The 21,353-nt window shown below is 44.8% G+C and carries 27 protein-coding genes and 1 tRNA gene; 16 read left to right on the forward strand and 12 right to left on the reverse strand.

Annotation, left to right across the window (positions count from 1 at the left end; genetic code table 11):
* The first annotated feature begins 213 nt into the window (after positions 1-213).
* The 6 genes from KO537_RS07610 to KO537_RS23235 are packed head-to-tail and all read left to right on the forward strand — an operon-like array spanning position 214 to position 6,815.
* Positions 214-2,979, forward strand: coding sequence for a DNA translocase FtsK 4TM domain-containing protein (locus KO537_RS07610; RefSeq protein ID WP_219234164.1), 2,766 nt, complete (start codon positions 214-216; stop codon positions 2,977-2,979).
* Between the two features lie 55 nt (positions 2,980-3,034).
* Entirely contained in the window at positions 3,035-3,661 is a 627-nt protein-coding gene (gene lolA, locus KO537_RS07615; protein ID WP_028759940.1) for an outer membrane lipoprotein chaperone LolA, read from the forward strand.
* Between the two features lie 8 nt (positions 3,662-3,669).
* Positions 3,670-5,001 (forward strand): replication-associated recombination protein A, encoded by a 1,332-nt coding sequence (locus KO537_RS07620; protein ID WP_173244856.1) that lies wholly within the window; start codon positions 3,670-3,672, stop codon positions 4,999-5,001.
* The gene (gene crcB / locus KO537_RS07625; RefSeq protein ID WP_028759942.1) at positions 4,994-5,368 is read left to right on the forward strand and encodes a fluoride efflux transporter CrcB; all 375 of its coding nucleotides are present in this window, start codon (positions 4,994-4,996) and stop codon (positions 5,366-5,368) included. The genes KO537_RS07620 and crcB overlap by 8 nt, the downstream gene beginning before the upstream one ends.
* A gap of 18 nt (positions 5,369-5,386) precedes the next feature.
* Complete coding sequence (serS, locus tag KO537_RS07630) at positions 5,387-6,673, forward strand: serine--tRNA ligase (protein ID WP_173244859.1); 1,287 nt, start codon at positions 5,387-5,389, stop codon at positions 6,671-6,673.
* Between the two features lie 19 nt (positions 6,674-6,692).
* Positions 6,693-6,815, forward strand: coding sequence for a hypothetical protein (locus tag KO537_RS23235; protein WP_276572366.1), 123 nt, complete (start codon positions 6,693-6,695; stop codon positions 6,813-6,815).
* Between the two features lie 99 nt (positions 6,816-6,914).
* Here KO537_RS23235 and KO537_RS07635 read toward each other — a convergent pair whose 3' ends face one another.
* From KO537_RS07635 to punR, 6 genes are all read right to left on the reverse strand, one after another.
* Complete coding sequence (locus tag KO537_RS07635; protein ID WP_105252498.1) at positions 6,915-7,253, reverse strand: TusE/DsrC/DsvC family sulfur relay protein; 339 nt, start codon at positions 7,251-7,253, stop codon at positions 6,915-6,917.
* Positions 7,247-7,528 (reverse strand): sulfurtransferase complex subunit TusB, encoded by a 282-nt coding sequence (gene tusB, locus KO537_RS07640; protein WP_173244863.1) that lies wholly within the window; start codon positions 7,526-7,528, stop codon positions 7,247-7,249. The genes KO537_RS07635 and tusB overlap by 7 nt, the downstream gene beginning before the upstream one ends.
* Positions 7,528-7,884 carry a sulfurtransferase complex subunit TusC gene (tusC, locus tag KO537_RS07645; RefSeq protein WP_173496919.1) on the reverse strand — a complete coding sequence of 119 codons (357 nt, stop codon included), beginning with the start codon at positions 7,882-7,884 and terminating at the stop codon, positions 7,528-7,530. The genes tusB and tusC overlap by 1 nt, the downstream gene beginning before the upstream one ends.
* Positions 7,885-7,898: 14 nt before the next feature.
* Entirely contained in the window at positions 7,899-8,288 is a 390-nt protein-coding gene (tusD, locus tag KO537_RS07650; protein ID WP_173244870.1) for a sulfurtransferase complex subunit TusD, read from the reverse strand.
* A gap of 69 nt (positions 8,289-8,357) precedes the next feature.
* Positions 8,358-9,017: a Bax inhibitor-1/YccA family protein gene (locus KO537_RS07655; RefSeq protein ID WP_173496920.1), complete on the reverse strand. Its 660-nt coding sequence runs from the start codon at positions 9,015-9,017 to the stop codon at positions 8,358-8,360.
* Positions 9,018-9,356: 339 nt separating this feature from the next.
* Entirely contained in the window at positions 9,357-10,259 is a 903-nt protein-coding gene (gene punR, locus KO537_RS07660) for a DNA-binding transcriptional activator PunR (protein WP_028759950.1), read from the reverse strand.
* A 115-nt stretch (positions 10,260-10,374) separates the two neighbouring features.
* Between punR and punC the strand changes: the two genes are divergently transcribed.
* Both punC and KO537_RS07670 read left to right on the forward strand, forming a co-directional pair.
* On the forward strand, positions 10,375-11,646 hold the full coding sequence (punC, locus tag KO537_RS07665; RefSeq protein WP_219234165.1) for a purine nucleoside transporter PunC: 1,272 nt from the start codon (positions 10,375-10,377) through the stop codon (positions 11,644-11,646).
* Between the two features lie 80 nt (positions 11,647-11,726).
* Positions 11,727-11,817 (forward strand) — tRNA-Ser (locus tag KO537_RS07670).
* Between the two features lie 192 nt (positions 11,818-12,009).
* On the opposite strand, the gene KO537_RS07675 is transcribed toward KO537_RS07670, so the two are convergent.
* Genes KO537_RS07675 through KO537_RS23135 form a run of 4 tightly spaced genes read right to left on the reverse strand, consistent with a single transcriptional unit; the run spans position 12,010 to position 13,744 of the window.
* Complete coding sequence (locus KO537_RS07675) at positions 12,010-12,573, reverse strand: hypothetical protein (RefSeq protein WP_219234166.1); 564 nt, start codon at positions 12,571-12,573, stop codon at positions 12,010-12,012.
* Positions 12,570-12,914, reverse strand: a complete 345-nt coding sequence (locus tag KO537_RS07680) for a hypothetical protein (protein ID WP_251071046.1) — start codon at positions 12,912-12,914, stop codon at positions 12,570-12,572. Before KO537_RS07680 ends, KO537_RS07675 begins: the two co-directional genes overlap by 4 nt.
* The gene (locus tag KO537_RS07685; RefSeq protein WP_346729599.1) at positions 12,911-13,492 is read right to left on the reverse strand and encodes a reverse transcriptase domain-containing protein; all 582 of its coding nucleotides are present in this window, start codon (positions 13,490-13,492) and stop codon (positions 12,911-12,913) included. Before KO537_RS07685 ends, KO537_RS07680 begins: the two co-directional genes overlap by 4 nt.
* Positions 13,493-13,744: a hypothetical protein gene (locus tag KO537_RS23135; RefSeq protein WP_251071047.1), complete on the reverse strand. Its 252-nt coding sequence runs from the start codon at positions 13,742-13,744 to the stop codon at positions 13,493-13,495.
* Positions 13,745-14,075: 331 nt separating this feature from the next.
* Between KO537_RS23135 and KO537_RS07690 the strand changes: the two genes are divergently transcribed.
* The 5 genes from KO537_RS07690 (at position 14,076) to KO537_RS07710 (ending at position 18,067) form a co-directional block, all read left to right on the forward strand.
* Complete coding sequence (locus tag KO537_RS07690; protein WP_219234167.1) at positions 14,076-14,777, forward strand: hypothetical protein; 702 nt, start codon at positions 14,076-14,078, stop codon at positions 14,775-14,777.
* A gap of 17 nt (positions 14,778-14,794) precedes the next feature.
* A complete protein-coding gene (locus KO537_RS07695; protein ID WP_219234168.1) occupies positions 14,795-15,049 on the forward strand; it encodes a hypothetical protein in 255 nt (84 codons plus the stop codon).
* 139 nt (positions 15,050-15,188) lie between these two features.
* Positions 15,189-16,742 (forward strand): hypothetical protein, encoded by a 1,554-nt coding sequence (locus KO537_RS07700; RefSeq protein ID WP_219234169.1) that lies wholly within the window; start codon positions 15,189-15,191, stop codon positions 16,740-16,742.
* A gap of 51 nt (positions 16,743-16,793) precedes the next feature.
* The gene (locus KO537_RS07705; RefSeq protein ID WP_106650479.1) at positions 16,794-17,030 is read left to right on the forward strand and encodes a hypothetical protein; all 237 of its coding nucleotides are present in this window, start codon (positions 16,794-16,796) and stop codon (positions 17,028-17,030) included.
* 557 nt (positions 17,031-17,587) lie between these two features.
* Positions 17,588-18,067, forward strand: coding sequence for a hypothetical protein (locus KO537_RS07710; protein ID WP_219234170.1), 480 nt, complete (start codon positions 17,588-17,590; stop codon positions 18,065-18,067).
* Positions 18,068-18,148: 81 nt separating this feature from the next.
* Here the strand turns inward: KO537_RS07710 and KO537_RS23140 are convergent, their stop codons facing one another.
* The gene (locus tag KO537_RS23140; RefSeq protein ID WP_346729600.1) at positions 18,149-18,505 is read right to left on the reverse strand and encodes a group II intron maturase-specific domain-containing protein; all 357 of its coding nucleotides are present in this window, start codon (positions 18,503-18,505) and stop codon (positions 18,149-18,151) included.
* Positions 18,506-18,660: 155 nt separating this feature from the next.
* Positions 18,661-19,155: a reverse transcriptase domain-containing protein gene (locus KO537_RS23145; protein WP_346729596.1), complete on the reverse strand. Its 495-nt coding sequence runs from the start codon at positions 19,153-19,155 to the stop codon at positions 18,661-18,663.
* A 618-nt stretch (positions 19,156-19,773) separates the two neighbouring features.
* On the opposite strand from KO537_RS23145, the gene KO537_RS07720 reads away from it, so the two are divergent.
* The 3 genes from KO537_RS07720 to KO537_RS07730 all read left to right on the forward strand — a co-directional run bounded on the left by KO537_RS07720 (position 19,774) and on the right by KO537_RS07730 (position 21,162).
* On the forward strand, positions 19,774-20,031 hold the full coding sequence (locus tag KO537_RS07720) for a hypothetical protein (protein WP_219234171.1): 258 nt from the start codon (positions 19,774-19,776) through the stop codon (positions 20,029-20,031).
* A 129-nt stretch (positions 20,032-20,160) separates the two neighbouring features.
* Positions 20,161-20,364 (forward strand): hypothetical protein, encoded by a 204-nt coding sequence (locus KO537_RS07725; RefSeq protein WP_219234172.1) that lies wholly within the window; start codon positions 20,161-20,163, stop codon positions 20,362-20,364.
* 429 nt (positions 20,365-20,793) lie between these two features.
* A complete protein-coding gene (locus tag KO537_RS07730) occupies positions 20,794-21,162 on the forward strand; it encodes a DUF952 domain-containing protein (protein ID WP_219234173.1) in 369 nt (122 codons plus the stop codon).
* Positions 21,163-21,353 lie beyond the last annotated feature (191 nt).

Raw genomic sequence — 21,353 nt, forward strand, 5'->3', positions numbered from 1 at the left:
GGCTTCTTTTTGTGGCATTTTTAAACAAATTTGTTAACGGAAGTGTTTGTGTAATAACTCATTCCTCCCCAAAAGCACACTAAAACACCTCAATAGACCAAATTTTGCCAATCATGACCAATTCTGTATAGAAAAACAGGCTAATGTGCTCCACATTTAGTGGGATTCTGGTATCGTTAGCCCACCTGTTTTCACTTTTATGGATTACGTCGTTTGTCTCAAGGAAATAGTGTACGCACGCTCACTGGCCTGCAACGTCTGCTGGAAGGCGGACTCATCATTTGTTGTGTTCTCGCCACTTATATTTTGCTCGCATTGACGAGTTTTAGTCCGTCTGATCCTGGTTGGAGTCAGTCGCATTTTCAAGGCGATATTAAAAACTGGACCGGAGCAGTAGGGGCTTGGATTGCCGATATTCTGTTATATTTCTTCGGCGTTACGGCTTATATCATGCCAATCATTGTCGCATCGACGGGTTGGTTATTGTTCAAACGTGCCCATCATTTACTAGAAATTGATTACTTTTCAGTGGCCCTGAGATTGATTGGATTTTTACTGATCATTCTGGGATTTTCTGCTTTGGCTAGCATGAATGCCAACAACATCTACGAGTTTTCGGCAGGCGGAGTGGCGGGTGATGTGATCGGTCAAGCCATGTTGCCGTATTTTAATAAACTCGGCACTACCTTATTACTGCTGTGTTTCTTGGGCTCAGGCTTTACGCTGTTGACTGGGATTAGCTGGCTGACTGTGGTCGAGAAAATCGGCTTAGTCTCTATTTGGATTTATAAAAAGTTAAAATTATTGCCGCAAGCGATGAAGCGTGAGCATGAAACCGAGGATACCCGTGGTTTTATGTCCGTGGTGGATAAGTTTAAACAGCGCCGTGAATCCCAATATGTGCTAGAAAAGCCCCCCATAGTTGAAAAGCCTAAGGTGCGTGAGCGTCATATTGGTCGTAGAGCTGAGATAACCCCAACGCTATATGCTGCCACTGATGATATGGTCATTGAACCAGAAGGTATTATTACTGAAACTGAGAATAATTCGTCGCCAAAAAACAAACTATCGGCGCTTGCAAAAATTCTAAGCTTGAATGGCAGTAAAAGTAAGAGTGCACAACGGGTTGAGCCACAAATCGATAATGATGATTTGGCCGCCCATGGCAATTTTGAAGCGCCACCTTGGTTAGCTGAACCTCAGCATTCAAATGCCGATGAGCAAGACAGTGCCGATTTTAATTCGCATTCATTCGATCATGATGACAATGAGCCAGTGTTTAGCAGTCAAGCATTTACAGAAGATGAAGACGATGAAAGTCTCGGTTTTAGCGATGATGACGTCATTGATTTTGATACTAAAGTGTCAACAGGTGCAGTGAATCAAGCGCAGCGTAATAAGCAAGATCAAAAAGCTAAAATTGTCGATGGCATTGTGGTATTGCCAGGACAAGAAGACAAACCCGCACCGAAAAAACCGATGGATCCTCTGCCGAGTATTAACTTGCTCGACATACCTGACCGTAAGAAGAATCCGATCAGCCCAGAGGAATTGGATCAAGTCGCTCGCCTTGTTGAGCTTAAATTGGCCGATTTCAACATCATCGCCAATGTAGTGGGTGTGTATCCAGGTCCTGTGATCACACGCTTTGAATTAGAATTAGCGCCGGGCGTTAAAGCGTCAAAAATCTCTAATCTATCAAAGGATTTAGCTCGTTCATTACTGGCTGAAAGTGTGCGCGTGGTTGAAGTTATTCCGGGTAAGGCTTATGTCGGACTCGAATTGCCCAATAAATTTCGCGAAACCGTGTTTATGCGCGATGTGTTAGATTGTGCCGCCTTTACTGAGAGTAAATCCAACTTAACTATGGTGTTAGGCCAAGATATTGCTGGTGACCCTGTTGTTGTTGATCTTGGTAAAATGCCACATTTATTGGTAGCCGGTACTACAGGCTCTGGTAAGTCTGTGGGTGTAAACGTGATGATCACCAGCTTACTGTATAAGTCTGGCCCAGAAGATGTACGCTTTATCATGATCGACCCCAAAATGTTGGAATTGTCTGTCTATGAAGGTATTCCGCATTTGCTATGTGAGGTAGTTACCGACATGAAAGAAGCTGCCAATGCGCTGCGTTGGTGTGTCGGCGAGATGGAACGTCGCTACAAGCTGATGTCTATGATGGGCGTACGTAACATCAAGGGCTATAACGCTAAAATTGCCGAGGCGAAGGCCAATGGCGAAGTGATTTTAGATCCTATGTGGAAGTCTTCTGACAGCATGGAGCCAGAAGCGCCTGCGTTAGATAAGCTGCCATCGATTGTTGTCGTTGTCGATGAATTTGCTGACATGATGATGATTGTTGGTAAAAAAGTTGAAGAGTTGATTGCCCGTATTGCCCAAAAAGCGCGTGCCGCAGGCATACATTTAATTCTTGCAACCCAAAGACCTTCAGTGGATGTGATCACAGGTTTGATTAAGGCCAACATTCCCACACGTATGGCGTTCCAAGTGTCATCGCGTATCGATTCGCGCACCATTTTAGATCAACAGGGTGCCGAAACCTTGCTTGGTATGGGTGACATGTTATTTTTGCCACCGGGTACTGCGGTACCGAATCGTGTTCATGGTGCGTTCGTTGATGATCATGAAGTTCACCGTGTCGTTGCCGATTGGTGCGCCCGTGGCAAACCGCAATATATCGAAGAAATCCTCAACGGTGCCAGTGATGGTGAACAAGTATTATTGCCTGGTGAAACCGCTGAATCAGACGAAGAATACGATCCGTTATATGATGAAGCAGTCGCCTTTGTGACTGAAACTCGTCGCGGCTCGATTTCAAGCGTACAGCGTAAATTTAAGATTGGTTATAACCGTGCAGCCCGCATTATTGAACAGATGGAAGCACAAGGTATTGTTTCTGCTCAAGGCCACAACGGTAACCGTGAAGTCTTAGCGCCGCCAGCACCAAAACATTATTAAGCCGCGCTAAGGCGTAGCTTTGATACACCCAAGGGTTTACAGGGTAAGGAATAAAATGAAAAAACGATTATGCGCTGTGTTGTTAGCTTCACCTTTGCTATTTAGCGCGGCTGTGTTTGCCGATGATGCGCAGCAGCTCAGGGAAAAATTGATTGGTACCGCGTCACTAAAAGCCGATTTCAAACAAACCGTAACAGATGTCAATAAAAAGGTTATTCAAACAGGGTCTGGCATTTTTGCCTTAGCGTATCCGAATCAATTTTATTGGCATTTAACCCAGCCCGATGAATCGCAGATTGTCGCTGATGGTAAAGATTTGTGGATCTACAATCCTTTCGCCGAGGAGGTGGTCATCATGGATTTTGCTGAAGCAATCAATGCATCTCCCATCGCATTGCTCGTCCACCGCGACGATGCGACTTGGTCACAGTATTCAGTGTCCAAGAAACAAGATTGCTATGAGATCAAACCTAAGGCGATTGATTCGGGCATATTGTCCGTCAATGTGTGTTTCAAAAATGCCCAGTTAGTCAACTTTAATGTTGCCGATGATAAAGGTAATTTAAGCCTGTTTGATTTAAGCAATCAGCAAGCCATCACAAATAAAGACAAAGCCTTGTTCACCTTTGTGATCCCAGACAGCGTCGATGTTGATGATCAACGTCGAAAAGCAGCGCATTAGGCTATCGCGTGAGCAGTTTATCGTTTAATTTTGCGCCCGATTTTCGTCCCTTGGCCGCGCGCATGCGGCCAAGAACGATTGGCGAGTACATAGGTCAAGCCCATTTACTGGGTGAGGGCCAACCACTACGCAAAGCATTGGAAGCAGGGCGCGCCCATTCCATGATGTTGTGGGGACCGCCGGGCACAGGTAAAACAACCTTAGCCGAATTAATCGCACATTATTCAAATGCTCACGTTGAACGCATTTCCGCGGTCACCTCTGGCGTTAAGGACATTCGCGCCGCGATTGAGCAAGCAAAAGCCGTTGCAGAATCCCGTGGCCAACGTACCTTATTGTTTGTCGATGAAGTCCACCGATTCAATAAGAGTCAACAGGATGCTTTTCTGCCATTTATTGAAGATGGCACAGTGATCTTTATCGGCGCGACCACAGAAAATCCGTCTTTTGAAATCAATAATGCCTTACTCTCGCGGGCAAGGGTCTATCTTATCAAGCGCTTAAGCCATGATGAAATCGCCCATATAGTGACTCAAGCCTTAAACGATAACGAGCGCGGTTTAGGCCTACGACGATTTGTAATGCCAACCGATGTGCTCACAACATTGGCACAACTTTGTGATGGTGATGCCCGTAAAGCGTTAAATCTTATTGAGTTGATGAGTGATATGCTCATCGACGGTGGCACCTTTACCACTGAAATGTTAATTCAAGTGGCGGGGCACCAAGTTGCTGGTTTTGATAAGAACGGCGATCAGTTTTACGATCTTATTTCAGCAGTGCATAAATCCATTCGCGGCTCAGCACCCGATGCGGCGTTGTATTGGTTTTGTCGAATATTAGAAGGCGGTGGCGATCCGCTTTACGTGGCAAGGCGCTTACTGGCGATTGCCTCTGAAGATGTGGGCAATGCCGATCCTGCGGCGATGACAATCGCACTGAATGCCTGGGATTGTTTTCACCGTGTTGGCCCCGCAGAAGGTGAGCGAGCAATAGCACAAGCCATTGTTTACCTTGCCAGCGCGCCTAAGAGCAACGCTGTGTATACCGCATTTAAGGCTGCGCGTGAGTTAGCTCGCGAAACAGGGCAAGTCGAAGTACCGCACCATTTACGCAATGCACCGACTCAATTAATGAAAGACATCGGCATGGGTGCAGGGTATCGATATGCCCACGATGAAGCCAATGCCTATGCCAGTGGTGAAAATTATTTCCCCGAATCCCTGCAAACAGCACAGTTTTATTTTCCGACTGAGCGAGGGTTTGAGAAGCGGATCAAAGATAAATTGGCGCAATTAGCCCAGTTAGATCAAGCCAGTGAGAACAAAAGATATGACTAACATCTTATTAGTGGCTTTCGGCGGGTCAATTGGAGCAGTTTTACGCTATCTTATTTCAATATTCATGATCCAAGTATTTGGCAGCAGTTTTCCTTTTGGTACACTGTTGGTTAATGTTATAGGTTCATTTTTTATGGGCGTAATTTACGCTCTGGGGCAAATGAGTCATATCAGCCCTGAACTCAAAGCGCTTATAGGTATCGGTCTATTAGGTGCTTTGACAACGTTTTCGACTTTCTCTAATGAAACCTTGTTGCTGATGCAAGAAGGGGATTGGCTGAAGGCGATTTTGAATGTGGTGTTGAATCTAAGTCTATGTTTATTCATGGTGTACTTAGGTCAACAACTGGTTTTTTCTCGCATTTAACTATTAAGAATATATCACATGTTAGATCCTAAATTTTTGCGCAACGAATTAGAAGTTACCGCTGAGCGACTGGCTACCCGTGGCTTTATTTTAGACATAGCTCATCTCATTCAATTAGAAGAAAAGCGTAAGTCACTGCAAGTGGCTACCGAAGAATTACAAGCGTCGCGTAATGCCATCTCCAAATCTATTGGCCAAGCTAAAGCCCGTGGTGAAGATGTTGACGCGATCATGGCGCAAGTGGGCGATTTAGGTTCACAGTTGGATGCCAAAAAGATTGAACTGGCCGCCGTACTTGAAGAAGTCAATGCCATTGCCATGTCTATGCCTAACCTGCCTGATGAATCAGTACCAATGGGAGCCGATGAAACAGAGAACGTTGAAGTGAGACGTTGGGGTACGCCACGCACTTTTGATTTCCCGATTAAAGATCATATCGATTTAGGCGAAGGCCTAAACGGCTTAGATTTTAAAAATGCCGTTAAAATTACTGGCTCACGTTTTATAGTGATGAAAGGCCAAGTCGCCCGCTTAAACCGCGCCATTGGTCAGTTCATGTTGGACTTACATACCACAGAGCACGGTTATACCGAAGCCTATGTGCCATTACTGGTTAACGAGGCAAGCTTACTCGGCACAGGCCAGCTACCTAAGTTTGGTGAAGATTTATTCCACACTAAACCTGCGACTGAAGAAGGCCAAGGCTTGAGCCTTATCCCAACCGCAGAAGTGCCATTAACGAACTTAGTTCGCGATAGCATTGTTGATGAAGACGAGCTGCCAATAAAGTTAACAGCGCATACTGCATGTTTCCGCAGCGAAGCGGGCTCATACGGCAAAGATACCCGTGGTCTGATCCGTCAGCACCAATTCGATAAAGTTGAAATGGTGCAAATTGTTAAGCCTGAAGATTCAATGGCGGCACTTGAAGCGCTGACAGGTCATGCTGAAACTGTATTGCAGCGTTTAGGTTTACCGTATCGAACAGTGATTTTATGTACTGGCGATATGGGCTTTGGCTCAAGCAAAACCTACGATATCGAAGTCTGGTTACCAGCACAAAATACCTATCGTGAGATTTCTTCTTGCTCAAACATGAAGGATTTCCAAGCCCGTCGTATGCAAGCACGTTACCGCGTGAAAGCAGATAATAAGCCTGCGCTATTGCATACGTTAAACGGCTCAGGTTTAGCTGTGGGTCGTACTTTAGTGGCTATTTTAGAAAACTATCAAAATGCTGATGGCAGTATCACAGTCCCTGAAGTTCTGCGTCCTTACATGAGCGGTTTGACTCAAATAGGCTAATGGAACACAAAATAATACTATGGATAAAGGCCAGCGCTATCTCCGTTGGCTTTCCTATACCGCTGTGATTGCAGTATTTTTTGCTATAATGCTCGCCACCGTAGGCAAAGCCATCTGGGTTGTGTTAGAAAACGTCAAATAACCCTATCAACTTTGTTCAAGTAAAAAGAAAGGCATGTTTCCCAAAGGAACATGCCTTTTTGTTTGTGTCATGTTTACGTGATGACTTAACCCTTTGCCATTAAATACACTTAGCTGGTTTGGGCAGGCCCGCGATTTTCGTTGCTTGTTTCGCAGGTCCAATCGGGAATAGGGTATATAAGTATTTAGAATTGCCTTTGTCTGGTCCTAAGGCTTGGCCAATGGCTTTAACTAATACTCGGATAGCAGGGCTCGTTTTATATTCGAGATAGAAATCTCGAACAAAGTTAATCACTTCCCAATGTGCAGGCGTAAGTACAATTTGCTCTTCTGCCGCTAACAACAGGGCCATATCGGGTTGCCAATCGTTAAGATTTTTTAAATAACCTTGATGGTCACGGGCGATTTCTGCGCCATTAAATTGCAATGGATTTACCACGTTATCACCTTGTCATGGAGTAATGATTGAGCCACAAACTCATTGTAATCGATAAACATCACGTTCTTTAAACGTTCGGATAGACCACGTGCGATAACATCGTCTTTTAAAACCATCAGCTTGAAGGGTGATAATGCCATTGCCCATTGACGCAGCAGTAACGCGTTAACACCATCACTCGATAATAAAATCGCATCTTCCTTACAGGCGTAACGTAAACAAAGTTTTAGCGCGTTATCTCGACTGGGAGATGTTTGAATATGGTGTAAAATCATTAGAATACTAAGACCTCATCCACTTGGTTTAAATGGGCTGTGATGGCTTCATCGTTGACCACTGTGACTGGGATCGACAGTAAGCCATGGCTTAAGCCGTAATCGGCTAAGGATTGCTTACAGACTAACACAAAGCCAATATCATACAGCGGCAGTGCTTTAAAGGTGGATATGTAATCTTTAGCACCGATAAGCTCAGGCTGTTGCTCTTTAATCAAATGCAACACACCTTCATCCACAAACACTAAACTCACTTCTTGTTCGAAGCTAGCGCTAAGCAGGGCAAGATCTAAACCTTCGCGGCCACGAACAGTACCATGTGGCGAGCAGCGAAATAGAATACACAATTTTTTCATAGTAGCCCTGAGAGTTAAAAACTGATCAAACGATCGGCCGATTCAATACCTGTGATTAGCTCACCTAAACCGCCCATGATAAATGACTCGCCCACATTCCAGTGGCTTAGGCCATTCTCGCAGGCATCTTGCTGACTCACAATGCCACGACGTAGCGCTGCAGAAACGCAATTGACTAACGGGACCTGACGGGATTGCGCCAGCTGTTTCCAGTCACTGATCACATCATTTTCATCGGAGGCGGGTAAGCTTAAATCTGTGGAGTTATAAACGCCATCTTGATAAAAAAACACACAGATAATCTGATGCCCAGCTAAAAGTGCAGCTTGGGAGAAGCGTAAGGCGTTAACACTCGCCGACGTGCCATAAGCGGGCCCGTTCACTTGGATAATAAATTTGCTCATTTAAAATAAAAATGGCCCTAAAAGTAGGGCCATTCTAACGCAAGTTAAGCTAAAAATCGCTAACTAGGATTAGTCATCGTTGCCTATGCCCATCAGGTGTAACAGCGCGATGAAGAGGTTTAAGAAGTCTAGGTATAACGAGATAGTCGCGCGAATGTAGTTAGTTTCGCCGCCATTGACGATACGACTAGTATCAAACAGGATAAAACCTGTCATCAGTAACGCCAAGCCCGCGTTAATTGCCATAAAGGCAACACTGTTACCCATAAAAATATTAATCACAGCGGCGGCGATCACCACAATCAAGCCGGCGAACAAGAATCCACGTAGGAAAGAGAAATCTTTCTTAGTGGTCACGGCATAGGCTGATAACGCAACGAAAATCACTGACGTTAACCCCAGTGCTTGCATGATCAGCTGTGGACCGTTTGCCATACCCGCGTAGTGATTGAGCATGTAGCCCAGTGAAGCACCTTCCATACCCGTAAAGGCAAACACCCAGAAGATACCCGCTGCAGACTCGGCTTTACGTAAAGTAACAAACAACAGTACTAGGCCACCAATCGATAAACCAATGGAGACTAACGGACTGATATTTAATGCCATTGCTAAACCCGCACACAGGGCAGAGAATGCCAATGTCATCGATAACAGCATATAAGTGTTTTTAAGAAGTTTGTTCACTTCCAGTGTTGACGTACTCGTCGAATATAAGGTTTCTTGGGTCATGTTGATCTCCGTTGACACATTTCCAAACTGATCATTTTGATTTTTTACAGCACACTAAGTTCCCGTAAAATCCTAAAATGAACTTAACTGGTGCAATGATACCGTACATGAGATACGGGTGAAAGTCATAGAACCATGAATAACAAATTGTTAATCTTCAAAATTTTACTCAATTATTTATTTCAACTTTAACTGCAAAGCAAAAAAAATAAGATTCTTGTATCTGCGTCTTCATCCACTATGAAGGTAAAAATTTAGTCTGTACATAAGCAGACGGTACACAATCACACTCAATGCTGATTTCAATGACTAGATCAGCATATTGAGTTTAAACCAAGCTTAAGCCAGCCACTCTTTGTGCAATTTTTCAGTATCGCCAAGATATTCCAGCACCCAAGCGAGTGCAGGCGACATCTTGTCAGCATTCCACGCGAGACAACAAGGGCTTGTCTGCTTTGGATTTTCCAGTTGTTTTTCAACAAGCGCACCCGCCTTAATAAACACGCTCGCTAAATGCACTGGCATATAACCGACGCCTAAACCTTCGCGGAAACAGTTAATGGCACGAATCCAATCAGGTACGACTAACCTGCGTTGATTCTCTAGCAACCAAGTCATACGTTTTGGAATTTCCCGAGAAGTATCTTCTAAACAAATCGAGGGAAAAGGGCGCAGCTCATCGTCACTTAATGGGCGGTCAATACTGGCCAAGGGATGATTTTTACTAACAAGAAACGCCCACTCAATATCCCCCATGTCTTTATATTGGTAAACACCACCGACTGGAATTGCGGTTGTCGCACCAATAGCAATATCACTGCGACCCGTGGCGAGCGCTTCCCAAACCCCGTTAAAGACCTCAATGCGAATAATTAATTCAATATCATGGAAGTGTCGATAAAAGTCAGCAATTAATACGCTGATCCTGTCGGCACGGACGATATTATCAAGGGCTATGGACAAGGTGGGTTGCCAACCATTTGCCACGCGCTGAGTGCCACGTTTCATCTCGTCCATCTGCGTGAGCAAGGTTCTGGCTTGCTTCACAAAATGTTCACCCGCTGGTGTTAACGTTACGCTGCGATGATGCCGTTCAAAAAGAATGACGCCGAGTTCTTCTTCTATTTGCTTGACCGCGTAGCTCACGGCAGAGGGCACTTTATGTAGCCGATTCGCCGCCGCGGTGAAACTACCTACACGAGCCACAATATCAATGAGTTCTAGCGCTTGTTCTGAGAGCATAACTGACGTCCATTCCAATGAAAATAATTGATAGCACAAGTCAAAAATAAACGTTTCCAATAAATTTAACAAGTCTTTAGACTGCACACTTTAGTCAATCCGACCCGATTATTCTATGAAAACGTCTAGTAACACCTTTGTAAACATAAAGTTCTTTATGTTTCTATTCTATTTAGCCATGTTGAGCATGCTTGGCTTTATTGCCACTGACATGTATTTGCCTGCTTTCAAAGCAATTGAAGGCTCATTTAACAGCACACCATCACAGGTGGCGATGTCACTGACCTGTTTCCTTGCGGGTCTTGCCTTAGGTCAGCTGCTTTACGGCCCGTTAGTCAATAAAATCGGCAAACGTTGGGCACTGATCTTTGGCCTTGCTTTATTTGCCATTGCTAGCGTGTTTATTGCCAACAGTGATTCTATATTAATGCTCAATACCGCGCGCTTCTTCCAAGCCATTGGCGCCTGTAGCGCAGGGGTTATTTGGCAAGCTATTGTGGTAGAACAATATGATGCCGATAAAGCCCAAGGTATTTTCAGCAACATTATGCCATTGGTTGCATTATCGCCTGCATTAGCACCGATCCTTGGTGCTTATATTCTGAACGAATTAGGCTGGCGTGCAATCTTTATCTCCTTGTGTGTTATCGCTTTTCTGCTGGTATTGATGACCTTGTACTTTGTTCCAGGCAAGAGTCAACATAAACACAGTGAACATGTTGCTGTATCTTATGGGCAAATTTTGAAAAACACCCGCTATTTAGGCAACGTCGTGATCTTCGGTGCCTGTTCCGGTGCTTTCTTTGCCTACCTAACTGTGTGGCCGATTGTGATGGAAATGCACGGTTATCAAGCGACTGAAATTGGGTTAAGTTTTATCCCGCAAACCATCATGTTTATTGTCGGTGGTTATGCGAGTAAGTTACTGATAAAACGCATTGGCGGGCATCAAACACTCAATATCTTGTTGTCGATTTTCGCAGCCTGCGTTATTTCGATCATCATGTTCACGCTGATTTATCCCGCGAGCACGATTTTCCCACTGCTGATTTCGTTCTCTATTTTAGCGGCGGCCAATGGTGCAATTTATCCAATAGTCGTTAACAGCGCGCTACAGCAGTTTAGTCAGAATGCCGCTAAGGCCGCAGGATTACAGAACTTCTTACAGATCAGCATTGCCTTTGGTGCATCTAGCTTAGTTGCTATGTGGGCAAGCCTAGGTGAAGTGGCTATTGGTTGGGGTATCCTATGTTGCGCTATCTTAGTTGTGGTCGGCTATATACTTAAGAGTCAACAAGAGTGGGGCGACTTTGCCAAACATTTCACTAAGCCAGATCCCGCACGGGTAGGCATAATGTCCGATGTGAAGCAAAATCCAGCGGATTGAGTGTAATAGCAACAATTGGCGCGTAATTGAGAGTTAGTGCTTTACAGTCAACAGACTTACTTATATTATGCGCCTCGTTCGGAGGGGTGGCAGAGTGGTTTAATGCACCGGTCTTGAAAACCGGCGTGGGTTTATAGCCCACCCAGGGTTCAAATCCCTGCTCCTCCGCCATATTTAGTCAAAAAGCCGCTAAGCAATTAGCGGCTTTTTGCATTTTAGCTATTTTAGCCTTGCGTTTCTGATCCGAAACGCAGTGTTTCAGCCATATTTCACAAGCAAAGCCATCAGCAATGATGACTTTGCTTGTATTATTTAACTCTAGATTTCCTCATTCAACATGATGCCTGACAATCTCAGCCATCATTACACTTTGGGGAGTTTGTGTTGGATCATGGCAAGAGCAAAGGAATGCCAATCTGCATAAGCATAGCTGCTCACCAGATCTCGCAGGATAGTCGGTTCGCCAGCATTATCAACTGGTTGCAAAATTATCGGCAAATTCAGTGCATTGCAGTAATCCCGCCGCTCCACCACAAAAAACTGCTTCTTGTAGGGGAGTAGCAATGTGTCCTCAGCTTGCGTATTAAAATCACGCGCGGCTAAATAACCAGTAAACCAATGATTCAGTAGTGTCTCGCATTGCTTAGTGTGGAATAAGTTTCCCCAATCATCCCCGAGTATGGCTTGACCCGACAGGACTCGCTGACAATGATGAAAATCGATAAAGCCTAGCTCACGTGTAATCACTTGTTGGCAATGCTTAAGCTGTAGATCTGAGTGTGATATGCCCAATTTCGCCATTAAGGTCGCGACTCTTTGCTTGGCTAACGGCTCATCCTGCTGACAAGCTTTGAGCAGTTTTTTAGCGCGAACTTTGGTTTCATTTAATGCGATGGCGCTTGAGTCTTTCATCTTGGCTAACTTCATTTTGCATTACCTCCATGACTGACTCGATTTGCTCGCGGCACGTGAATGAAAGGCCAAATACTGATGATCAATAAACTCAAGAGACAAGCTAAGATGTCCGCAATTGGAAAGGCCATCCACAACTTAACCAAAGAGTTTGGCATGATATTAATGTTTAATGCGCCTGTGATAAATGAAATATCTGTAAAGGATAGTTGAGGTAACAGGACCAGCAGGGGCAGTAACAAACCATAGATTTTTATCCCAGATAATAGCAATGCAAGCTTAGGGCGATTTGTGCCTTGATACACAGCAATCGCAATACCTGTGATCCCCGCCAAAGGTAAAGCGATAAACGTCACACTCGAAATCTTAATACAACCAGTTTTAGCTTAGTGGCAAGATAGCGAGTAATACTCTTGAGGACACGTTCGCCCGCTCGTTGAGACTTGACCAAGATGATAAAGTCATCCGCGTAGCGGGCGAAGTGATGCCCTCTGCTTCCCAGCCCTTTATCCAGACTATTCAACATGATGTTTGATAGTAATGGTGAGAGTGGGCCGCCCTGAGGTACGCCTTCGAAGCTTGCTTCAAATTGGTCGTTGATCATCACGCCTGCACGCAGGTATTTACCAATAAGCGCCAGCAGACGCTTATCCTGTACCTTGATCCTTAACTGAGTCATTAAGAGATCATGATTTACTCGATCAAAGAACTTGGACAGATCAACATCGACGGCAAATTTGCGTTTATGTTTGATGATATCCCTGACTTGCAAGACCGCTTGTTTGGCATTCCTATTCGGTCTAAAGCCGAAGCTATTAGCCGAGAAGGAAGGGTCAAACAACGGCGAGAGAATTTGAGCAATTGATTGCTGTATCACACGATCAATGACGTTAGGGATACCCAGTTTGCGTTTACCGCCATAGGGTTTGTCGATCTATACGCGTCTGACTGCTGAGGGTTGATATTCACCTAACTCAAGTTGAGAATTACACTGTTGCCAACCGCCTTGCTGCACCCAAAGCGGGTAGGCTTCGATGGTCATGCCATCGATACCAGCCGCGCCATTATTGGCTTTAACCTGACGCCAAGCTCGGTGTAGATTCTCAGGCTGAAGCAGTTGTTGGAATAAATCGCTGTTGAAGGCTGGTTGCTCATTTACGGTGGCCATTAGATCACGTGGTTTCATCGTCTTGTCCCCTTACTTAGTGGGGGAGGCCCTGCCAACTCACCTCTAGCCTACGCCTCATATGATGTTCTTGTTCATCAGCTCGCAAATTTGCTAGCGGCCTCCTTCAAACCAATCCTCGCGGATAAGCCCTTGCCATTCGCTAGTAGTTAACGTTTAATAACAGGATGTTATTGAACAGTGACCTTCCTACAGAGGACTTTCACCTCATTAGTTCATGCCCATGCTGGGCGTACACAAAGCCATCAATTTGACTGTCTTACGCTGCGCTTCAACTAGCAAATTATGGCGGCGTTATATGCCTAGTTCCTTGGTATGGTACCATTAGTTAGTGAAGCGAAAGCACCAAAAGACACTGGAGCAATTTTATCTTCGCCCTACCAGCGGCACTACACATGTGAAATTTGCTCAACTGTATTATGGCAAACTTCGTGACGATGTTAACCGCTTTATAGATGAGAAATGGACACCTACGTTCTTATCTAAGGCGGTCAACAACCGTGCTTTTCGCTCCGATTTAGATGACGCCTACCTGACAAGTTCCATTTCTGTGGATGATGTTTCTGTGCAGTGGAGAGGTCGAGAGCTCCAGGAGCCTCAAAAGCGAATTGTGCTGGAGGGTGTGAAACAAGCTGTGGCTGCAGAGACCAGTAAGCTTGGACAAATCCTGATTGAGTGGTCTCAGGAAGCGCAATCCCAAATCAGCAAAAAGCGCAAATCATTACTTGACCCGCTCAATGAACAAGAAAGGTTTGTACTGGCGCAGATTAATAGTGCCTTTGCAGACTTGCAGCGCTCGCAGGCAACTATAAAAGCCTACTTATCTTCAGCTGTGGAGCTGAAAGAGAAGCAAGATCAGGTTATGTCTAAGCTGGTTGCTCTGGAGAAGGTCGAAAAAGTCATGACTAAAGTGACTGATGCCAACGACAAGTTATCAGACACATTGAACTCTGAAGATACGGATAAAGCCATCGAGAAGTTTTTGGAGCTAATCGAGTCGGCAAAGTCGCGCCTGCAAAACAATGATGATTAACATGGGAGAGCACTAAAATGGGACATTATGATTTGAGTGAGGAAGCAAAAGCCACAGATAAAGAACTCAGTTCCGCGGCAGACAAACTTGTACTGCTGAGCGATGAGAGAATAGCAGAGTTGCTACCAAAACGTGCTGACCAGGAAGAGCTAAAAAGAGTGATTGATGCCGTTAGTCTGGCCAGTAATTCAAATGCTAAACGCACTGCCATAGCTGAGAATTTAGAGAACGTTTCAGAAGTTGTACGCAAAGTAATGAAAGCATTTATGTAGCAAAGGCACGGTGTTAAGGATGGAACCTGGATTTACGTGAGTGAGCACCTGTAATTGGCTCCACACGCAGCTGGGAGCTGAAAGCGAATATATCGATGAGTGCAGTTGACTGCACCAATACTAGGAATGTACATGAAATTTGGATTTTTCTTTGGTGCAGGGGCTGAGATTGGATATGGCCTCCCAAGTGGTGGCAAGTTTGCTATCGATCTCTTCCGTCAAGATGTTAGCAATGAGAAGAGAGCTTCGGGAACAACTTAGAAACATTGATGCTAGGACGAATTATGCGACAAGTTGGCTACCTGATAGTTTTGCAACACAACGGATCCATGCGTTTGGTAAGAACGAATTTACAGCCTTGATCGAATCTTCAATTGAATATCGTAAGGGTGAAATTATTCGTCGGTTGAACGATTTTGATGGGGAAGTCGAATACGCGTTAAAGCAGTTTGGTCTGGAGAAAAAGACACTGATTGACAAATTTAGCGCGGGAATGGAAACAGGCTATGGTGAGCATTTATACTCTGCAGCCATCCGTATGAATCCAATCCTTGCTAACGAAGTTAAGCTGTTCGGCAGTGAAGCGTACTCGGCGATTCTCAGCGTGATAAGTAGCGGTAACAATACCGCAGAGTTACAGCGTTATGCCGGTGCTTTCCTACAACTTCTAGTTGGTGCGCATGGGCAAGATCTTGTTCAAAGGTTAAATCAGGAGCTCTTTGAGACAGCTCCAGATGATATCCCAATATTTGATGACGTAACCGGAATGTTCAAACTCGAGTTTAGTCGGGCTGGACTGACCGCTTTAGAGCTGCTGCTGGAGAAACATAAGGAATATGATTTACCTGCCTGTAATGTATGCGATCTGTTATCTGCGATATCGCAGCAAGTACTAGAGAACATTTTTACGACTGTGCTTGACTATCAGTCTTTGATTGACAGCCATTTTAGATATCTTTTTTCCCCGCGCACAGAATGGGCAAAGTTTTCCAAAATGGTCATATTCTTGCGCTCGACTCGCGAATACATCGTGCAGCAATTAGAGAGTGTAGGTGAGCTACCTGATACTGGTTATTACCATGATTTGGAAAAATGCAAAGAATTAGGAATCGAAATCGGTGCGATTGGCACATCTAACTACAACAATCTTGTTGAAAAAATCTCAGAGAATTTGAACTTCGATATCCCTCCAGTTCAGCACCTGAATGGTGGCGTAACTGATTACTACAACCCCTATAAGAACTCTGTGATATCCGGTGTCAGTCCAGAAGATGTTCCCAAAGACCAAATTTATGTGCCTTTTGTCCTGACCCAAAGTGGACTAAAGCCTCTTACTTCGGTAGACATGTCCAGACGATACGTGGGTCTATTTGACCAATATTCGGAATGTGAAGCCATAGTTGTCGTAGGCTATGGATTTAACATAGACGACAGTCATATCAATGGATTATTCCGCAAATTGATTGAGGAAAAAGAAAAGTCCTTATATTGGGTGTGCCTAGAAACTGATGGCACAGCTGAAGAACAGAAAAGGCGCCTTATTAAGCGCCTAAGAATATCACTTCAGTTTCGTGACCGGATCAATGTTATTCCCGTTGATGCAGAGAATAGGCTATTTAGAGGTGTAACTTGGTTACATGAGGTAACTAGAACCATACAAGCGCCTCAAACATCGCGGCCTGCGGCCGCTTGACTCGCAACAAGTTGCTCGCTGTTTAGGCGTGCGTTAGGAGTCTTGAGTAACATGGAAATTGAAGGAAGAAAATATACCCTTGTTGTTACAAGCGCTAACGACTTCGATACACTTAGCTTGGAATGCACACTCGATAACGAATTAATAATTGAAGCAGAGCTAGTCAGTTATAAGGAAAAACAGGCAAAAATCCACTTCCATAAAAGTGGGCTTTCGCTAAAGGTGGTTGAGGCGTTCATCAATGAGGTCAATAAAGAGCTAATTCATGGCGGACAGAAAAACTCCTAACAAGTTGCTTAATTTCATTCCGGCCACAAACAGCGTGGCCTCCACTGGACTGCCTACGTTACGCTGCGGCAGCCAATTAGCAAAGCGTTATGCGGCCAAGAGCGAATCATGACACACAATAAATTTTATGCTCCAGGAAACTACGAGAGCCCCTTGACGCCCGAAGGACGCGCTCGAACGATTGCTTCATTCCAAATTTGCTGCGCCCCCCAAGAGCTTGCGAAGGATGTTCCAATGAGGCGTGATGTACTAAGAAACCTTATGAGTCCAAGGGCCGTGAGCTATTGGCTGGAGCTAGGATGGCTTAAAAAGATCGGCAAGGTCGGAAAGGTCGAACTACTGGTTCTGTCATCTAAGGGCTTGGTTACCTGCAAGAATAGCTTGGCAGGCGGCTCGGAAGTTCCGACAACAAAAGCACTTGTGGATCGGTGTGTCACTCAGATGACAGTAGGATCAACTGGATTCAAAGAGATTTCCTTTGCCCCTCTTGAGGATGTGAAGTGACGTGCCGCATAACAATGCGCGCAATCGGACGGCTTCGCTAGGCGTTACATGCTATGAAAGTATCTGAGCTTCAAGAAAAATTTATAGATGAGCTAAAAAAGCTGCTTCCGGAGTGGACGTTTGTGAAGTGCAATCGTCACTTCAAGCTAAAGCGTGAGAATGTAGTGTGGTTATTCCATATTTCATGTATCAACCACGAATCAGATTTCGATGCAGTTGGTAACGTAGCTGTAGAATTTCTTTCAGGTAAAGAACGAGTGTGTATTATCGGCGCTGAACTCGGAAATATTAATGGCTCCGGCCAAGCAAGGTTTCCAGTTTCCTCATCAAATGAGGTAATCAACTCTTCAAAGTGCCTTTTCGACTTATTTGTTAAAGTTGGTCAGCCATTCTTAAATAGGTTCAGCAACCCTAATGAGGTAGCTTCAACCCTTAAACGCGGTGGTAAAGAGGCAATGCTTATAAGCCCTTTAATCAATCAACATGAAACGCAAATTAATCGCCTGTGCCATGAATATAGCATCGGCATGTAATCGGGTAGCCGGAGGTATTTAGCCTCCAGCCCCCACACTACAATGCATGCGGCTCCGCACAGGGCGGTTCATTTAGAACGCCTAACCTGTTTTCTGGTTCGGATAGTGAACTGCAATCCATCCATCTCTCAGTGAACATAAACCTGCTTTCTTGAGATACTCATTACTCAGCGCTTGCTGTATCCCTGGTGTTTTCGAGCTTCGCCACGGCCCTTTGCTTGTAATTCCACAAGCAACGGCCTCTTGGATCCTGACCCCACGTTTGAGTAAGTTTTGTACCTTAGTCCGTGGTTTTCGCCATTGACGCCAGTAGCACATACGTACTCGACGACGGATCCAGTGGTCTAAATCGACACACCCTTGGTAAGCGTTGGCTATGCCAAAGTAGTTGATCCAGCCTTGCATGTATTGCCGCACTTTAAACAATTGATAGCTCACGCTCCAATTGCGGTTTGTCAGTCGTCTTATCTTTTGTTTGAAGATGTGCAGTGTTTTGACATGCCACTGGATCTTTCCGCGGTTAAAGGTAAACCCTAGGAACTTGCTTTGGCCTACCTTAACCACTTGGCTTTTCTGTTCGTTAACAACCAGTTTTAGCTTAGTGGCAAGATAGCGAGTAATACTCTTGAGGAGACGTTCGCCCGCTGTTGAGACTTGACCAAGATGATAAAGTCATCCGCGTAGCGGGCTAAGTGATGCCCTCTGCTTTCCAGCTCTTTATCCAGACTATCCAACATGATGTTTGATAGTAATGGTGAGAGTGGGCCGCCCTGAGGTACGCCTTCGAAGCTTGCTTCAAATTGGTCGTTGATCATCACGCCAGCACGCAGGTATTTACCAATAAGCGCCAGCAGACGCTTATCCTGTACCTTGATCCTTAACCGAGTCATTAAGAGAGCATGATTTACTCGATCAAAGAACTTGGACAGATCAACATCGACGGCAAATTTGCGTTTATGCTTGATGATATCCCTGACTTGCAAGACTGCTTGTTTGGCATTCCTATTCGGTCTAAAGCCGAAGCTATTAGCCGAGAAGTAAGGGTCAAACAACGGCGTGAGAATTTGAGCAATCGATTGCTGTATCACACGATCAATGACGTTAGGGATACCCAGTTTGCGTTTACCGCCATCGGGTTTGTCGATCTCTACGCGTCTGACTGCTGAGGGTTGATATTCACCTAACTCAAGTTGAGAATTACACTGTTGCCAACCGCCTTACTGCACTCAAAGCGGGAAGGCTTCGATGGTCATGCCATCGATACCAGCCGCGCCATTATTGGCTTTAACCTGACGCCAAGCTCGGTGTAGATTCTCAGGCTGAAGCAGTTGTTGGAATAAATCGCTGTTGAAGGCTGGTTGCTCATTTACGGTGGCTATTAGATCACGTGGTTTCGTCGTCTTGTCCCCTTACTTAGTGGGGGAGGCCCTGCCAACTCACCTCTAGCCTACGCCTCATATGATGTTCTTGTTCATCAGCTCGCAAATTTGCTAGCGGCTTCCTTCAAACCAATCATCAATGATAAGCCCTTGCCATTCGCTAGTAGTTAACGTTTAATAACAGCATGTTATTGAACGGTGACCTTCCTACAGAGGACTTTCACCTCATTAGTTCATGCCCATGCTGGGCGTACACAAAACGTGCCAGCGGGACAAAGTGCTGCGCACTTCGCCCCTTCACTTGGCGTTATGTTTTCAAGGCAAAGTATGACTGAAGCACCAGAATACCGTGAGTTTACTGGCACACAGAAAGCGTTCGACGAAATTGAAAGAAAATATTCTGACTCGAAGAAGACTGTTGCTGTAGTTGGTCAGCGTATCGATGGTGCTTACACGTATTTTGTTTACAAATGGGATATCACTGATTGGGAATATATTGGTGAAGGGTACTGGTCGCCTTCTGGAATAGGTGGTTTTTTCCAAGATTTAGATTCAGCTAAAACAGAGGCTTATCTGAACCTATGAATTTAGTGATAACCTCAGAAAACATAACAAAGCGCTATTGTCGCCGCTATCGTGGCTGGGACGGCTTACGCTACTCTTCAGCCGCCCCAAAGCTTGGCGTTATACAACATTCAATATTTGGAGAAATTAATGGGATTATTTTCAAGTGGAACAAGCAATTCACCTGTTTTAAATTGGGAAGCATTGAAAAATAATGGTGGTTTGGGATCTAGTAAATATACATACAGAACCAAGGTTCATGGTGGGTGGCTAATATCTTCATTCGTTAGTGAAGGCATGGGGTTAACTTTTATACCAGACCCTAAGCATGAATGGGATGGCAATTCACTCTAAAAACAATCTGTACTTGTTGTATAAAAATGCGTTTAAGACAGATTCCCTACACTCGGCATTTTTCAGTTTAAGTCGAGTTTTGTGTCTAAGGTGCGATGGTTTGGGTTCGGTGTTAGCGTTGATCACGCCTTAACGTGGCGTTAACCCATAGATATATTTATCTGAAACCGATTAATTAGAACCCCAGTCTGTTTGTGTTGGCTTCGGGTTAACCAGCTTTGGCCCCAAAATAGATAGAACAACTTTAGTAATGATACAGAGTGTCCACTATTACTGGCTCAGATCATTGAAAGCTGACTCACCACTTTGGTGCAGCCCATGGCTATAGAGTTAAACAGCGGCGTATGACAAATCGTTTGTTTCGCTCATTTAGGCGGGCTAAAGCCCGCCCCTTAACCAAACGTTATAAGACAGATAGGAAGCACCGGTGTGAATCATTTGTATAGAGTTGTTCCTAAAGAAGATTGGGTTGAGGCTCAGCGTTGCGGGCATGTCCCTCGATGCCAAGCAGATAAACGGCGGGGCAGAGTTCATCTGAATGAGTTGAAGGATGTGGAGCTTGTAGCGAACCGATGGTTTTCTGTTGAGGAAGAGCCTGTCGTTCTTGAGATTGATGTTTCTGGGGTGACGGAATATCTGAAATGGGAAGAGAGGGCTGAGGAACCTTTAGCTACCTGGCCAAATCTTTATGTTGAGGGCGTAGCAGTTGAAAATGTGGTTCGAGCTTTTGCGTTAGACGCAGGGCAAGATGACGAAGGTGCTGTCTCGTTTCGGATAGGAAAAGCTCTGTCTGAGTAGTCTGTATTCTAACTAAGCGTTGGAGCACTCTATGCGCAACTGTAAATTAAAAAGAGGGATCGGGTGAATATCTATTTTTCTGACTATTTCGGGGTCAGCAAAGAAGAACTTGATGCTTATGGTGCATTTAGTGTATCTCTCATAAACGACCTTCCTATTTTTATCGATCCTAGCTGCGTTTAACCTTCATA

The organism is Shewanella sp. NKUCC01_JLK (genome assembly GCF_019345615.1).
Classification (GTDB): domain Bacteria; phylum Pseudomonadota; class Gammaproteobacteria; order Enterobacterales; family Shewanellaceae; genus Shewanella; species Shewanella oncorhynchi.